The 14,743-nt window shown below is 40.5% G+C and carries 16 protein-coding genes and 1 pseudogene; 11 read left to right on the top strand and 6 right to left on the bottom strand.

Annotated features, from left to right (window positions below):
• Positions 1-68 precede the first annotated feature (68 nt).
• The 8 genes and pseudogenes from P9989_RS19065 (at position 69) to P9989_RS19030 (ending at position 7,556) form a co-directional block, all read left to right on the top strand.
• Positions 69-911, top strand: coding sequence for a glycerophosphodiester phosphodiesterase (locus P9989_RS19065; RefSeq protein ID WP_283076425.1), 843 nt, complete (start codon positions 69-71; stop codon positions 909-911).
• Positions 912-1,091: 180 nt separating this feature from the next.
• Positions 1,092-2,387: an HD domain-containing protein gene (locus P9989_RS19060; protein WP_283076424.1), complete on the top strand. Its 1,296-nt coding sequence runs from the start codon at positions 1,092-1,094 to the stop codon at positions 2,385-2,387.
• A 14-nt stretch (positions 2,388-2,401) separates the two neighbouring features.
• The gene (locus P9989_RS19055; protein ID WP_283076423.1) at positions 2,402-2,902 is read left to right on the top strand and encodes a YwgA family protein; all 501 of its coding nucleotides are present in this window, start codon (positions 2,402-2,404) and stop codon (positions 2,900-2,902) included.
• A 122-nt stretch (positions 2,903-3,024) separates the two neighbouring features.
• The gene (locus P9989_RS19050; RefSeq protein WP_283076422.1) at positions 3,025-5,013 is read left to right on the top strand and encodes an ABC transporter permease; all 1,989 of its coding nucleotides are present in this window, start codon (positions 3,025-3,027) and stop codon (positions 5,011-5,013) included.
• A 21-nt stretch (positions 5,014-5,034) separates the two neighbouring features.
• Positions 5,035-5,453 (top strand): annotated as a pseudogene (locus P9989_RS19045) (VOC family protein).
• 15 nt (positions 5,454-5,468) lie between these two features.
• Positions 5,469-5,906, top strand: coding sequence for a GNAT family N-acetyltransferase (locus P9989_RS19040; protein ID WP_283076421.1), 438 nt, complete (start codon positions 5,469-5,471; stop codon positions 5,904-5,906).
• A gap of 19 nt (positions 5,907-5,925) precedes the next feature.
• Positions 5,926-6,945, top strand: a complete 1,020-nt coding sequence (locus P9989_RS19035) for a serine hydrolase domain-containing protein (protein ID WP_283076420.1) — start codon at positions 5,926-5,928, stop codon at positions 6,943-6,945.
• 47 nt (positions 6,946-6,992) lie between these two features.
• Positions 6,993-7,556 carry a GNAT family N-acetyltransferase gene (locus tag P9989_RS19030; protein WP_283076419.1) on the top strand — a complete coding sequence of 188 codons (564 nt, stop codon included), beginning with the start codon at positions 6,993-6,995 and terminating at the stop codon, positions 7,554-7,556.
• Positions 7,557-7,662: 106 nt separating this feature from the next.
• On the opposite strand, the gene P9989_RS19025 is transcribed toward P9989_RS19030, so the two are convergent.
• Positions 7,663-8,415, bottom strand: a complete 753-nt coding sequence (locus P9989_RS19025) for a PRC-barrel domain-containing protein (RefSeq protein ID WP_283076418.1) — start codon at positions 8,413-8,415, stop codon at positions 7,663-7,665.
• Positions 8,416-8,649: 234 nt separating this feature from the next.
• On the opposite strand from P9989_RS19025, the gene P9989_RS19020 reads away from it, so the two are divergent.
• Complete coding sequence (locus P9989_RS19020; protein WP_283076417.1) at positions 8,650-9,627, top strand: ring-cleaving dioxygenase; 978 nt, start codon at positions 8,650-8,652, stop codon at positions 9,625-9,627.
• Between the two features lie 245 nt (positions 9,628-9,872).
• On the opposite strand, the gene P9989_RS19015 is transcribed toward P9989_RS19020, so the two are convergent.
• Both P9989_RS19015 and P9989_RS19010 read right to left on the bottom strand, forming a co-directional pair.
• The gene (locus P9989_RS19015) at positions 9,873-10,055 is read right to left on the bottom strand and encodes a CPBP family intramembrane glutamic endopeptidase (RefSeq protein ID WP_283078985.1); all 183 of its coding nucleotides are present in this window, start codon (positions 10,053-10,055) and stop codon (positions 9,873-9,875) included.
• Between the two features lie 34 nt (positions 10,056-10,089).
• Positions 10,090-10,284, bottom strand: coding sequence for a hypothetical protein (locus tag P9989_RS19010; RefSeq protein ID WP_283076416.1), 195 nt, complete (start codon positions 10,282-10,284; stop codon positions 10,090-10,092).
• Between the two features lie 475 nt (positions 10,285-10,759).
• On the opposite strand from P9989_RS19010, the gene P9989_RS19005 reads away from it, so the two are divergent.
• Entirely contained in the window at positions 10,760-11,329 is a 570-nt protein-coding gene (locus P9989_RS19005) for a MerR family transcriptional regulator (RefSeq protein ID WP_283076415.1), read from the top strand.
• A 249-nt stretch (positions 11,330-11,578) separates the two neighbouring features.
• Here P9989_RS19005 and tatC read toward each other — a convergent pair whose 3' ends face one another.
• Positions 11,579-12,301, bottom strand: a complete 723-nt coding sequence (gene tatC / locus P9989_RS19000) for a twin-arginine translocase subunit TatC (RefSeq protein WP_283078984.1) — start codon at positions 12,299-12,301, stop codon at positions 11,579-11,581.
• A 71-nt stretch (positions 12,302-12,372) separates the two neighbouring features.
• Positions 12,373-12,588, bottom strand: coding sequence for a twin-arginine translocase TatA/TatE family subunit (gene tatA / locus P9989_RS18995; RefSeq protein ID WP_283076414.1), 216 nt, complete (start codon positions 12,586-12,588; stop codon positions 12,373-12,375).
• A gap of 280 nt (positions 12,589-12,868) precedes the next feature.
• On the opposite strand from tatA, the gene P9989_RS18990 reads away from it, so the two are divergent.
• The gene (locus P9989_RS18990) at positions 12,869-14,293 is read left to right on the top strand and encodes an aldehyde dehydrogenase family protein (RefSeq protein WP_283076413.1); all 1,425 of its coding nucleotides are present in this window, start codon (positions 12,869-12,871) and stop codon (positions 14,291-14,293) included.
• Between the two features lie 44 nt (positions 14,294-14,337).
• Here P9989_RS18990 and P9989_RS18985 read toward each other — a convergent pair whose 3' ends face one another.
• On the bottom strand, positions 14,338-14,736 hold the full coding sequence (locus tag P9989_RS18985; protein ID WP_283076412.1) for an ectoine synthase: 399 nt from the start codon (positions 14,734-14,736) through the stop codon (positions 14,338-14,340).
• Positions 14,737-14,743: the final 7 nt, after the last annotated feature.

The following is a 14,743-nucleotide window of genomic DNA, read 5'->3' as shown; positions in this document are numbered from 1 at the left end:
GATTTCCTAATACTCTATTAATGTAAGTTTTGTAGAGTGGAATTAAAGATAAGAAGGGGGAGGAAGAGATGTCACGTTTATTGTTCATTCTCATCATGGGGGTATTATTTATGGGAGTATTCAGTACGTCAGCAACAAGTATTTCTGCTAATGAAATTAAGAACAAGGACCGTCAACAGACCATCACGATTGCGCATAGAGGAGCTTCCGGATACGCACCTGAAAACACAATGGCCGCTTTTGAAAAATCAGTCGACATGAAAGCAGAAATGTTTGAACTTGATGTTCAAATGAGTAAGGATGGCAAGCTGGTTGTGATTCATGATACGACGGTAGACCGTACGACAAATGGTTCTGGCCAAGTGGGAGATTTTACATATAAGGAGCTGCAACAGCTCGATGCGGGGGGCTGGTTCAGTAAAGAATTTGCTGGTGAAAAAATTCCAACACTCGGAGAAGTGCTTGATCAATTTAAAGGGAGATCTGGAATTTTAATTGAATTGAAATCACCGTCCCTTTACCCGGGAATTGAACAAAAGGTAGCGGATGCGCTTGTTTCCCGCAATTTGCATAAGCCGGAAAATGAAAAGATTATTGTGCAGTCATTCGATCATGAATCTATGAAAAAATTCCATTCGATTTTACCTTCTGTGCCAGTAGGAGTTCTGCTCGGGTACAGCGAAAATGGCGTTTCAAATGAGCAGCTTGCCGAATTCTCAGCCTACGCCGATTATTTCAACCCTAATAAAGCAATGATTACGAAAGATCTCGTTGAACGAATTCATGAATATGATATGAAAACCCATCCATACACCGTTAGAGATCGCGAATCTGCAAACTTTCTTTTAGAAACTGGGGTAGATGGAATTATTACCGATTTTCCTGATTATGTTGATCCACATAAAGGCTAGGGGAAGGAACTGGTAAGGGTAACCTTACCAATTTTTTCTTCATGGTAAAAAGAAAGCTTCATACTTTATCTCTAGAGAACCGGGCATATAAATGCTCGGTTCTTTGCTTTGTCAAGATGTTTTTTTATGCTGAAAAAAGGTATATAATTGTAGAAAATGTCGTGAAGAAAGGACAAGCTAATGGCCTACCGTGACGAGAAATTAAGTGAAGAAAAAGTATTTAAAGACCCCGTACATCGCTACATTCATGTACGTGACCGTGTTATCTGGGACCTGATTGGCACTCCCGAATTCCAGCGGCTGAGAAGAGTCAGGCAGTTGGGAACCAGTTACCTTACGTTTCATGGAGCTGAGCATAGCCGTTTCAACCACTCGCTAGGAGTGTACGAGATTGTACGGCGAATTATTAGCAATTTTAAAGACCGCCCCAATTGGGACGAAGAAGAACGGTTGCTTTGTTTAGCGGCCGCCCTGCTGCATGATCTCGGCCACGGGCCCTTTTCTCATTCGTTTGAAAAAGTCTTCAAGCTAGATCATGAGGATTTTACGCAGGCGATCCTGCTTGGGGACACGAAGATCCACCAGGTACTCTCTAAAGTGGGGAAAGGCTTTCCGAAGAAAGTAGCCGATGTAATTAATAAAACGTATAAAAATAAACTCGTGGTGAGTCTGATTTCGAGCCAAATTGATGCAGATCGAATGGATTACTTGCAGCGTGATGCCTATTTTACAGGGGTAAGTTATGGCCATTTTGATATGGAGCGGATTCTTCGGGTGATGCGCCCGATGGAGGATCAGGTAGTTGTAAAAGAAAGCGGCATGCATGCGGTCGAAGATTATATTATGAGTCGTTATCAAATGTATTGGCAAGTTTATTTTCACCCTGTCACCCGGAGTGCTGAAGTAATTTTGTCAAAAATTCTTCACCGTGCTAAGGAGCTGCATGAGAAGGGGTACACCTTTAAACTGGAGCCGACCCATTTTCTTTCCTTTTTCACAGGAAAGCCAAATCTAAAGGAATATTTAGCTCTGGATGAATCCATCGCGCTCTACTATTTTCAAATGTGGATGGAAGAGGATGATCCTATCCTGTCTGACCTCTGTGATCGATTCGTTAACCGCCGACTCTTGAAGTACATAGAGTTTAACCCGAATTCACAGATGAACGAATGGATGGAGCTGTATAAGCTGTTCCAGGAAGCAGGAATCAACCCTGACTATTATTTGGTTGTCGATTCAAGCTCTGATTTACCTTATGACTTTTACCGTCCTGGTGAAGAAGGGGAACGGCTTCCTATCCATTTGTTAAAGCCCAATCAAGAACTCAAGGAATTATCCCGCCTGTCAGATATTGTTGAATCGATATCCGGGAAAAAGCGTACCGATCATAAATTATATATTCCGCTTGATAGATTAGAGGAAATGCCGGACCGTAGTAAGACAAAGAAGCGTATTATGGAAATTTTGTTTGGATAAGGAGTGGAGTTGTCATGTTGGAGAATCACGCAAAGTTGATGCAATTCTTCTCAAGCTCTGAAGACATCGTAGGGCGAAAAAAGCTGCAAAAGATGATTTATATCTTAAAAAAGTGTGATATTCCTTTTGAGGAACGTTATGAATTTCATTTTTATGGTCCTTATTCAGAAGAGTTGACGTTAAGGATCGAGGAAATGTGCAATTTAGGTTTTATTAGTGAAACAAAAGAAGAGAAAAAGAATTATTATCAATACCGTTATCGAATGACAGAAGCGGGGCATGATTTTCTCAAACATTCAAATGTACATTTGCCGCCTTTTAATGAACATATCAGGGAAATGGCTGCCCAGAGCTCCCGGTTTCTGGAGCTAGTTTCAACCATGCTTTTCTTTGAACATTTACCTAAAGATGAAATCACAGAAAAAGTGTACACTGTAAAAGGTAAACAAAATTACTCTAGTGAAGAAATAACAGAAGGTTGGAATTTTATTGAAAAACTCCGCCGGATTCATTAGTATAAGTAGTAGGAAAGGTATACTGTTAAACAGTATATCTTTTTTTATACATAAGTGACTGATTATTTTTAAAATTTAAAAGGGGGAGGGCTATTGTCAAATAGCCTAAAGGGGGCAGGATAGTGAAAATAACCAAGTTTTTATTCTATTATATTTTTGGCTTAGTTGGCATTGTGTTAATTAGTGCTTCACCGGCCTTATTTAAAACGGGGACCTTCTTTAATATATCTGCCTATACCAGCGAGTTGTCCCATTTGTTTCAAACGGTGATCCATCCCGCGGAATGGGTGTACTTTTTTAAAGGAAATCCGGTGCCATTACTTGAGTATCTTTGGGATCCTTATCGCTATTCTATGACCATCTTTATGGGGGCGATTGCGTTAGGATTTGCTCTTGCCTTCTTATTTGCTATCGGCACCTTTTTTCTACCGGCTGTTATAAAAAGGCTGGTTATGAGGCTGCTAAATTTGGTGGAAGCTGTACCCGATCTGCTTCTTGCCTTCAGTGCCCAGCTAGTTATCGTGTGGCTGTATAAACAGACGGATATCTTGTTCATGGATTTCGTTACGGTTGGCCAGGAAAGAATTTATGCTCTTCCCATCGTAGCTTTGGCCATTCTTCCTATGGTTTCTTTATATAAAATCATATTAATTCAATTGGACGAAGAAATGAAGAAATCCTATGTGCAGTTTGCCAAAAGTAAAGGGATGGTTAAATCCTTTATTCTTAACGTCCATATTCTTAGGAATATTATTAAAAGTATTTTTTATCATTCAAAAATTATCCTGTGGGGCGCCTTATCAAGTCTTCTGATTATTGAGTACATCTTTAACATTAATGGAATTACCACAGCCTTTATGAGTGATTTTAGACCAATTGTGACATTTTTAATTCTCGTTATGCTGTTTACACCGTTTTTTGTTTTCTACCAGGGAACAGAGTTGTTTATCTTTAAAGAAAACAGGGTGGCAGAAGAGACCAATTTGAAGATGAATCGTTTCCTGGGATCCATTTCTTTCAAACCGAATGGAAAATTGGTTCGACTGTTTATTCGAGAAATAGCTGTGCATTTCAAAAATGTAAAATTTCTGATTGGATTTGGTGTTATTTTTGCCATTGTTGCAACCAGCTTGATCTACACGGCTGCTGCGGATCCCCTTGTTGAGAAGTTTTATCACATTTACGACGACAACGGAACATTAGTCAGCGCCGCCCCTCATTCACATGAATATGTCTTCCTCGGGACAGATGAACTGGGCTACAGTATATTGGACCAGCTGCTCACTGGAGCGAAGTACACGGTTTTGTTTGGGGTAGCCATTGCCTTACTAAGGGTAGCGCTCGGCTTTATCCTTGCTGTTCCTTATGCTTTTTTCTGCCCCCCGAAGCTGCAGCGAGTGCTGGAGAAATTGGTAGACGGTATGCATTTTCTACCCTTAACGGTTATTGCCTACTTGTTACTGAGACCTGTTCTGTGGATGCCCCCGGGCGGTTTTACGACAACAGAAATGGAGAGGATTATCTATCAAGCAATCGTTCTCACGATTCTGGCTGTGCCCCTCCTTATCACGTTATTTGGAAATGAAATGAAGTTGATTATGAAAGACGAATTTGTCCTGAGTACAAAGGTGTTAGGAGGCAGCTCCGTTCATTTGCTTTGGAGACATTTGCTGCCACACTTAAGTGCCCGAATAGGAATCGTATTTGGCCAACAGTTCATTCAGACTTTGCTCATCTTCATTCATTTAGGGGTGTTCAACATCTTTTTCGGAGGGACAGATGTTTCGCATAGCCCGTTTATGCCGGACCCGCCGCAATCCACTACTTATGAATGGTCAGGGCTGATCGGCTCATCCAAGAATGCTTTAATGACAGGGCGCTGGTGGTATATTATCCCGCCCCTAGTTGCATTCGTGGTGGTCATCGTCTCCATGCAGTTCATTATCCAGGGTATCAAAGAGGTCCAGCAAAAACGTGTCGGTGTCCCTGTTGACCGCAACCAATGGTATCTCAAGCTATTCTCTGCAAAAACGTCTCAAAAGGATGCTGCCAAGCAGCCGACAAAAGAGGACTTCGTGTTTATGGATAGTGATCATAGTCGTTCTTCTTAACAAAAGAATTGGGGTGATATCGTGAAGAATGTGCAACTCCACCGGGTCGGGACAAATTATACCCCTGTTCTGAATCCTGAAAGTTCATCAATGTGGTATCAACAGAATCTTGGTGCGGTTGAAAATTATTTAGATGAGGAAAAAGCCATTCTTTCTTTTGCCAACCAAAGTTTCTTCTTAGTAAAAGCTAAAAAAGGCGAGAGACTTCAGTTTATAGATTCAAACGGGCATACTCAGTTCACTATCACTTTTGAAGTTGACGGAACCCTGAACTGCAGCATCTACACCAAGCTTTTACAGAGAAAGGGGTAGATGTCGGCGAAATTGAGGAGAGAGGTCATGCTGGCCTAAACTTTATATTTAAGGATTTAGACGGGAATATGTTTGATGTGTGGAGTGAGCTTAGCTTAGATTTTAAAGAGAAATATCATATTCGTTAAGAAAGAGGGGATTTCATGAGCAACGTAGAAATTAAAGAGTTACAGTCAGAAAAAGAAATCACAGAAGCTTTTCCAGTCATGAAACAATTGCGTTCTCACCTTGATCAAGATACATATCTAGCGCTTGTGATAGAAGCAAAGAAAATAGACAGCTATCACCTATTCGCTTTATATGATCAAGAGGATATTGTTGCTGTAACTGGATTTAAACCAATGATTACGCTTTATTACGGGCGTTTTGTCTGGGTGTGTGATCTCGTGACACAGAGTGAACATCGCTCCAAAGGGTATGGTGAGAGGCTGCTTTCTTTTGTCCATGAATGGACGAAGGAGCATGACTACGAAGCTGTAGCTTTGTCATCGGGGCTGCAGCGAACAGAGGCACATAGGTTTTATGAGGAAAGAATGGATTATAACAAGGCAAGTTATGTGTTTAAAAAAGTAATCGAATAGATGAAGGAGGGTGAGGTTATTGGATAAGAACGCCGTAACATCAATTGAACATCATATTAATAACGATGGCTTTTCTGGGACAGTATTGGTGAAAGATGACAGAGAGGTGCTATTGCAATCTGCAGCTGGTCTTGCTAATCGAGCTGAGAAGCGTTTGAATAAAGTCAACACACGCTTTGGAATTGCCTCTGGCTGCAAACTATTTACGGCTATAGCAATTGCGCAACTTGTTGAAAATAACCTGCTTTCTTTTCAAACAAGGCTTAAGGATTGTTTAGATATTGAATTTCCGTATGTTGATGATAGAGTTACGATCCATCACCTGTTAAGCCATAGTTCAGGGATGGCGGACTATTTTGATGAAGAAGTCATGGATGACTTTGAAGATCTTTGGAAACAAACCCCGATGTATCTATTAAAGAATCTAAAGGATTTTCTTCCAATGTTCCAACATGGAGAAATGATGTTTGATCCTGGAGAGAAATTTCATTACAACAATGCAGGCTACATAGTACTGGGGTTAATCGTGGAACAACAAACAGGGGTTTCTTTTCAAGAGTATGTGGAATCACATATCTTCAAGCGGTGCGGAATGGATCAATCGGGTTACTTCTCGTTAGATAGTCTGCCTGAAAACACAGCATATGGGTATATCGATCAACAGGATGGGGCATGGAAGACGAATATGTACTCCATTCCGATTAAAGGTGGCGCGGATGGCGGTGCTTTTGTATCCGCTCCAGATATGATTAAACTATGGGAGGCACTGGTCGATTATCAATTATTAGATGAACAAACGACCAACACGCTGCTTACTCCTTATGCACATGTGAATGAGGAAGTTGATTATGGGTACGGTGTATGGATTAACTACAAAGATAACTCCATCTATAAGTATCATGTGATGGGATACGATCCAGGAGTAAGCTTTCACGCAGCCTTTTATCCGCAGTCTGAATTGAAGTTTGCCATCCTTTCGAACAAAAGCTCAGGAGCGAGGGGTGTCATGAAAGAGTTGGAAAAAATCTTTGATATGTAGCTCCCATTTCGAAGGTTAATGCTAGAAAAGTAAAGGGAGAGAGGTCGATGAATCCAATACTGCTTGATTTCCCTCATGAATTTGAAACCGAACGTTTATTTGTCAGGCTCCCAAAGCCAGGGGATGGGAAGGCTGTCTATGCATCCCTTAGGGCCTCTATAGAGGAATTGAAGCCGTGGATGCCGTTTGCTCAGAAACATCAAAGTGAAGAGCAGACGGAGATCAATATTCGGGAAGCCCACATAAATTTTTTAAAAAGAGAGGATTTAAGACTGCTGGCTTTCCATAAGCAAACAGGAGAGTTAGTTTGTTCTTCGGGGCTCCATCGTATCGATTGGCAGGTCCCAAAGTTCGAGATAGGATACTGGGCAGATACTCGTTTTTGCGGAAAGGGTTATACAACAGAAGCCGTAGCAGGGATAACTGAATTTGCCTTTAAAGAATTAGCGGCTAATCGGGTTGAGGTAAGGTGTGATCCCCATAATGTAAGAAGTAGGGCAATACCAGAGAGACTGAACTTTAATTTAGAAGGAATTATTAGAAATGAAGATCGATCTGCAGATGGGAAAGAACTGCGGGACACATGCGTTTATGCAAAAGTTGAACTATAGTTAGAAGGTAGTTCGAAAATAGACTTTTTTTATTCATACCCACTTTCTCTCTATTGATCTAGAGAAAAAGTGGGTACGATAGTTACCTTGGGCCACGAAGGAACTCTTATTTCTTAGAGGAAAGTTCTTTTCCGTAAGCATTGTGAAGCTTTTCTTCAAAAGCATTTGATATTGGGGAGTCAGGGTCGTATTCAGGTGCATTTTTAACTTTTTCTTTATCGAGAGAAACATAGACTCTTTTTTCTTCCCATTTCACTTCGTTAATCCATGCAGGGGCGACCAGCACTTTCTTTCCGGACTGCCAGTTTTTTGTATCGACAATAATATAGCGGATTTGCCAGCTTTCATCATCTATAAGAAAACTTTCTACATGACCGATCCCGCCATCGTCGGCATGAATTTCGTAATTCTCAATTTCCGAAGTGCTTCTTACATGAGATTCTCCAGGTTCTTCCTCCATGCTCAGGGAATCTTGCACCAGGTGCTCTCCCAGCAAGTGGTTAGGATACATATTTGCACCCCAGACACCGGGGCCGCCCCAGTAACTGCCCCAACCGTAATATTGGTTTAATTTTAACTCTTGTTCACGGGACACCGGGCTTTCCGAGTCGATATCCGGACTATCCTTCACCTGATCCTTCGATAATTCTACAGAAACATGGCTTTCTTCGTGATTAACTGCTTTGATGGAAATCGGGGAAATAAGTACGGTACGCCCTGGAAGCCATTTTCGGGTGTCCGCAACGATGTAGCGTATTGTCCAACTTTCATCATCAAATAGGAAAGATTCAACCTTGCCTAATTCATCATCTGTTGCATTAATCTGATAGCCGTGGATTTTCTTTTCATTATGAAACATTTTTATTGCCTCCTTGAGAATTAACCTTACTATTTTGTTCCCGTGCTTAGAATGCAATAAACTATTTGTGCTCCTATAATGGTCAACAACGATGCTGTCATTGATAACATAAAACGGTCTGATTGACAGCAAATAATATACATAGTACATTTATCTTGAATTAAAGATAAATAGATAGCTTTGGAAAAAGTCCAGTTATAAATTTGATTTACCTTACGAAGGAGGAGTAATAATATGAATGGATTAAAAGGAATACATCATGTAACAGCAATTACGAGCAGCGCTGAAAAGAATTATGAATTTTTCACATATGTGTTAGGAATGCGTTTAGTTAAAAAAACGGTTAATCAGGATGACATTCAAACATACCATCTATTCTTTGCCGATGATACGGGCAGTCCTGGAACGGATATGACTTTCTTTGATTTTCCTGGTATTCCAAAAGGCGTTCACGGAACGAATGAGATTTCGAAAACTTCTTTCCGAGTACCAAGCAATGCCGCTTTGGATTATTGGGCGGAACGTTTCGATCATTTAGAGGTAAAGCATAGCGGCATTAAAGAGCAATTTGGTAAAAAGACGCTGTCTTTCGTTGATTTCGATGATCAACACTATCAACTGGTATCCGATGAAAATAATAGAGGCGTGTCTGCTGGTACACCATGGCAGAACGGCCCGATTCCTTTAGAATATGCCATTACTGGATTAGGCCCGATTTTTGTGCGAGTCGACAACATTGATTACTTTAAAGACATGTTGGAAAAAGTTCTGCTATTTACTGAAATAGATAATGAGGGATCTTTTCACTTATTCGAAGTCGGAGAAGGAGGGAACGGTGCCCAGGTAGTCGTTGAATATAACCGCGTTCTTCCGCAAGCCAGACAAGGGTTTGGCACTGTTCACCATACGGCATTTCGGGTGGAAGATCGTACTGTATTGGATGAATGGATTAAACGGATGGAAGGCTTCGGATTCCGGACATCTGGCTATGTAAACCGTCATTTCTTTGAATCTCTCTATGCGAATGTGGCTCCGCAAATACTGTTTGAGTTTGCCACAGATGGGCCAGGATTCATGGGGGAGGAGCCTTATGAAACGCTTGGGGAGAAATTATCCCTTCCTCCAGCATTGGAACCGAAGCGTAAAGAAATTGAGGAAATGGTCCGCCCAATTGATACGGTAAGAAGTACAAAAAACTTTACGAAAGAATGATGATAATTTGAACTAGCACCCTTCATAATAAGAAGGGTGTTTTATTTTGCAGGAATGCTATGGATTAATGTAGAAGTAGTTATTTGTGCCATAGAGGGGATAGATTGGTTTCTTTTTATATTGGTTCAGCTTACTCCCATGACTCATTGTTAAAATGTTACCACATTTCTACTCTTAAATACTTTGCAGGAGTTATATCGTGTGGCAATGAGTTAGGATTTATTCAAGATTAATAGTGAAACGGATCAGCCTAGTACCGTTAAGATGAGTGCTATTCCATTAAACACTCCATGTATAATTATAGCTGGCAGGATCGAGTGTGTTTTTTCATAAACCCAGGACGTTACCAAACCGGTAATAAACGCAATTGGGAGTACATTCCAAGTGGGGATGTGTACAATCATAAAGATAATTGAACTGACCACCATTCCTATAAAAATACCCCATCGGTTACGAAACCATTTATACAAAAACCCACCGGTAAAAGATCTCTTCATATATTGGGGAAATGATCGCAGCGGAAATAAATCCAACAATGAAACGCACAATGTTCCTATCTGTTTGGATGCTTTCCGTTTTACTATTTTGATAGGTTCCACCTAGTAGTTCCATGATTATAGCAGCTAATATTCCGGTAAGATCAATTTTATTGTCCATATTATCACAGTAGACCAATGCCTTTTCTTGAAACCAGTTACCCTACAATCCCCCACGATAATCTTTGAGGACGTATGGCTATTGATATACCCCGCATAAAAAGACCACTGCGATTGTAAACCCTGTTAAAGTTCCTGCATATAACTTATCGTTCAACCACTGAAAATACTGTCTGCCCAATAATGTTTCTATAAAAATGGGAATGATAATAAAGGTTATAGTTAGTAGGAGAATGATCTCTTTTCGTGACCAGTGTTTTTTAGATAGTGAGTCTTTTTCCAAACATCTCATCCCTTTCTAGAAATAGCGTTAAAATTATCATAATAGGTGACGTAACGTAACCTTCAAGACTTTTTTCGAAAGGAAGTGAAATAATGTTATATTATTAGCATGCAAGGAGGATACAGGAAAAAGGCTTTACACAGAAAGGGAAATGATAACGCTTGAAAAGATCTCCATACTAAAGTCATTAGCTATGCCACTGAATGACATTAGTAAAATAATAAATAAGATCTCGATTGAACAAATTTTAATATTACATAAAGAAACGCTCGAACAAAAGGTTCGGCAGGTGCAGGAATCTTTGAATCATACGAATACAATTCAAAATATAATCCGACTTGAAGGCGACTTGCATTGGGAACGATTATTACCGATTGTTCATTTAAGTGAACAAGAAACCGAACAGAAAAGTCATGCCTGGACCAGTTTGTTTAATGAAGAGGAACAATCAGTCTTAAGGGAGAGGCTTCCAAAAATGGAGGAACAGGAGACGCAGTTATGGATAAATATCATTAAACGGATTGAGTTATGCTTGAAGAATAATATAAAAGCTGATTCTGAGGAAGCAAAGCTTCTTGCTGAGGATGTCTTGTTATTATCGAATGTATTGTTTCAAGGGGATGAAGCTTTAGCTGAAAAGTTCTGGAGGGTAAGGAAGTCAGAACATTATTCGCAGGAGATGGGGCTTTATCCCGTTTCAGATAAGGTTACATATTTTATGGATCAGGCGCTAGCTATTCATGGGGAGGGCCTGCACAAGTGAGTATACGAGCTAATCTGAGAAGGAAGAAGTTTGATTAGATAGTTTAAGGGGAGGTTTCTAATTACTGATCCTTCCTTCTCTATATAGAGTATAACAGAACACATGTTCCTGTGTGAAGTAAATAGTAAAAAATAGGTAAAAATCATTATGTTATAAAATGTAAAGGGGTAGAAGGACAGGGAAGAAGAAGAGGCAACAGCCTTCGCTAAGCAAAGACACAAAAGGAACAGTTTCCTTTTGTGTCAGAGGTTAAGCCGCGATTGCTAGTTTCTGTTTACGTTTATAGACAACTTTGGACAGCAGCACACTACATTCATATAAAAATAGCATCGGAATGACAACGAGTATATCAGATAGTAGGTCAGGCGGCGTGATTAGGACTGCAATTAAAACGAGGATAAAGTAGGCATACTTCCTCATTTTTTGAAGCCTGTACGGGTTGAGCACACCGAGGCTTGTCAGGAACATGATAATTACAGGTAGTTCAAACAGAAAGCCGAAGGGCAAGGTCATCTGTAACATGAAACGGAAGTACTTCTCGGTGGTGAAGAAGGTGAAAAACATGCCCTCTGATAGGGAAAGCAAGAAATCAAATACAATCGGAAAAATAACGAAATAGCCAAATGAAATGCCGATGAGAAACAGGATAAATAGTGATGGAATGTAGGCTAGTGTGACTTTTTGTTCTTTAGGTGTAAGGGCTGGCCGAACAAATAGCCAGAGCTGATGAGCAACAATTGGTATGGTGCAGGAAACCGCGACGACGCTGGCGATCATTAAATATACCCAGAGTATCTCGCTCGGCCCGAGAACAGCGAGCTGCACTTCGATGTCTTTACTCAGCCAATTGTAAATTTCTTGGACATAAACAAATGCTACAATAAAAAACAGGATGAATGAGCCCAGGACGATAAGTAGACGCTTACGCAGTTCACTCAAATGTCCGACGAGATCCATTTCTTGTGCTGGCATCATAAAAGTCTCCTTTTCATGAAAAGAAGATGTAAGCAGAAGAGAATAGCTTACACCTTCTTTTGTTTGGTTTAGTTAGCGGACTGATTTTCTTTTTGCTCGGTAGAGGTGTTTTGATCTTTATGCTCCTGCTTATCATCGGACATTAAATCCTGAGTGGATTTTTTAAATTCTTTTAATGTAGTTCCGAATGCCCGTCCCATTTCTGGTAATTTTGAGGGGCCAAAAATAATCAATGCTATTACGAGAATGATGATTAATCCTGGTATTCCAATATTTTGAAGCATACTATCTCACCTTTCATAATGATGTATTACCTACGATGTAAAGTATAAGGCTCCAGCCTGGAAAAGTTAATTAACGTCCTGTAAAATATTACTAAGATAAGTTTAAATTATGTTAAGATTACGAAAATAATAGAACGATGAGGAGGTATAGGCTTAGTTGGCTCATAATAGGCTCTGTTTTAAACGAAAGAATTAAGGTTATATAGTTTATAAAACTGAATATACTTCTGATGATTTGCTTGTAATGATTACAATCTTTTTATAGAAGGAGACGGTGGAAATGCGTAACTATTTGAAACATTACATTAATGGAGAATGGATAGAATCAACTGGATCCGAAACGGAAGAAGTGATTAACCCGGCAACAGAGGAAGTGATCGGGAAAATCAGCTTTGGAACTAAGGAAGACCTGGATAAAGCAGTCAGAGCGGCTCAGGATGCTCTTCCTGCGTTTTCACAAACTTCAAAAGAAGAGCGGATAGAAATGCTCGAAAAGATTGCGGCTGAGTATGAAAGACGTAAAGATGATCTCATTGAAGTGATGACAGATGAACTTGGTGCTCCTTTATCTATTTCAGAAAAAGTTCATTATAAAATGGGTTATTCTCATTTTTCCCAGGCAGCTGAATCGCTTAAGAATTTTTCCTTTATGGAGCAGCGCGGTAACCATACATTAGTTAAAGAATCAGTAGGGGTCAGCGGGCTGATCACCCCATGGAATTTCCCTACAAATCAAACGTCAACGAAGATTGCCAGCGCTTTCGCAGCAGGGAGCCCAGTTGTCTTAAAACCATCTGAATTGACTCCATTTGCCGCCATGATTTTAGCGGAAATTTTTGACGAAGTAGGCGTTCCTAAAGGAGTCTTTAATCTGGTCAATGGCGCAGGCGATGTCATTGGGGACGGGATCAGCTCGCACCCCGATATAGATTTTGTTTCCTTTACTGGTTCAGTAGGCGTCGGTCAAAAAATAATGGAAAATGCTGCGAAGACGATTAAGAACGTGGCGCTTGAATTAGGAGGCAAATCACCGCTTATAGTGCTGGAAGATGCCGACCTTGAGCAAGCAGCCAGGTCAGCTGTTACACACATTTCCATGAATACGGGCCAGGTCTGCTCAGCGGCTACTCGTATCATTGTTCCTGCTTCGATAAAAAGCTCTTTTGAAGACGCGGTAGAACAAGTACTGCCAGAGTTTCCTGTTGGAGACCCGCGGAAAGAATCGGTTGTGGGGCCGCTCGTATCCAAAAAGCAATGGGATCGCGTTCAATCCTATATCGAAAAAGGAATCGAAGAGGGAGCTACCTTAATCACTGGTGGAGCGGGTAAGCCAGAAGGTCTTGATAAGGGATACTTCGTGAAACCTACTGTATTTTCAGATGTGAAAAATGATATGGTGATTGCTCGAGAAGAGATCTTTGGACCGGTCATGTCGATTATTACTTATGAAACATTAGATGAAGCGATTGAAATTGCCAATGACACGGTTTATGGATTGGCGGGTTATGTAGTAGGTAAAGATCCAGAGCTGCTTCGCAAAGCAGCAACAAGCATTCGCGCAGGGCGGATTACAATTAACGATAAAGGAAAAGACTTCTCAGCTCCGTTTGGCGGTTATAAGCAGTCCGGTATTGGAAGAGAATGGGGCGATTTTGGTATTGAAGAGTATCTTGAGAAGAAAGCTATTCTGGGTTTCCCTTCATAAATAAAGAAATCCTCCCTGCTCGACAGGGAGGATTTTCTTATGATTTATTCATCAGAATCATCGACTGGATAAACTCCATTCTCATCATGAATCTCACGGCCGGTAAGCGGTGGGTTGAATACACAAACCATACGCATATCTGAGCCTTCGTACGCACGCAGTAAGTGCTCATCATTCTCATCTAGTGCATAGATTTCATTCTTTTTAATTGGCCAGACTTTACCGTCTTTAAGTGTTTCCACTTCGCCTTCACCTTCAATGCAGTAAACGGCTTCTAGGTGATTCTGGTACCAGATATGTGTTTCTGTACCAGCTTTGATAACTGTATCATTCACAGAGTACCCCATGCCATCTTTTTTAAATAACAAACGGCGGGAAGTCCAATTTTCACCTTTGATTTCTTTGTCTGTTCCAAGAACGTCTTCTAGTTTTACTACTTTCATAATTTCG

The sequence above is a fragment of the Halobacillus naozhouensis genome, from assembly GCF_029714185.1.
In the GTDB taxonomy this organism is placed as follows: domain Bacteria; phylum Bacillota; class Bacilli; order Bacillales; family Halobacillaceae; genus Halobacillus_A; species Halobacillus_A naozhouensis.
This window is presented reverse-complemented; position numbering and strand designations above follow the sequence as displayed.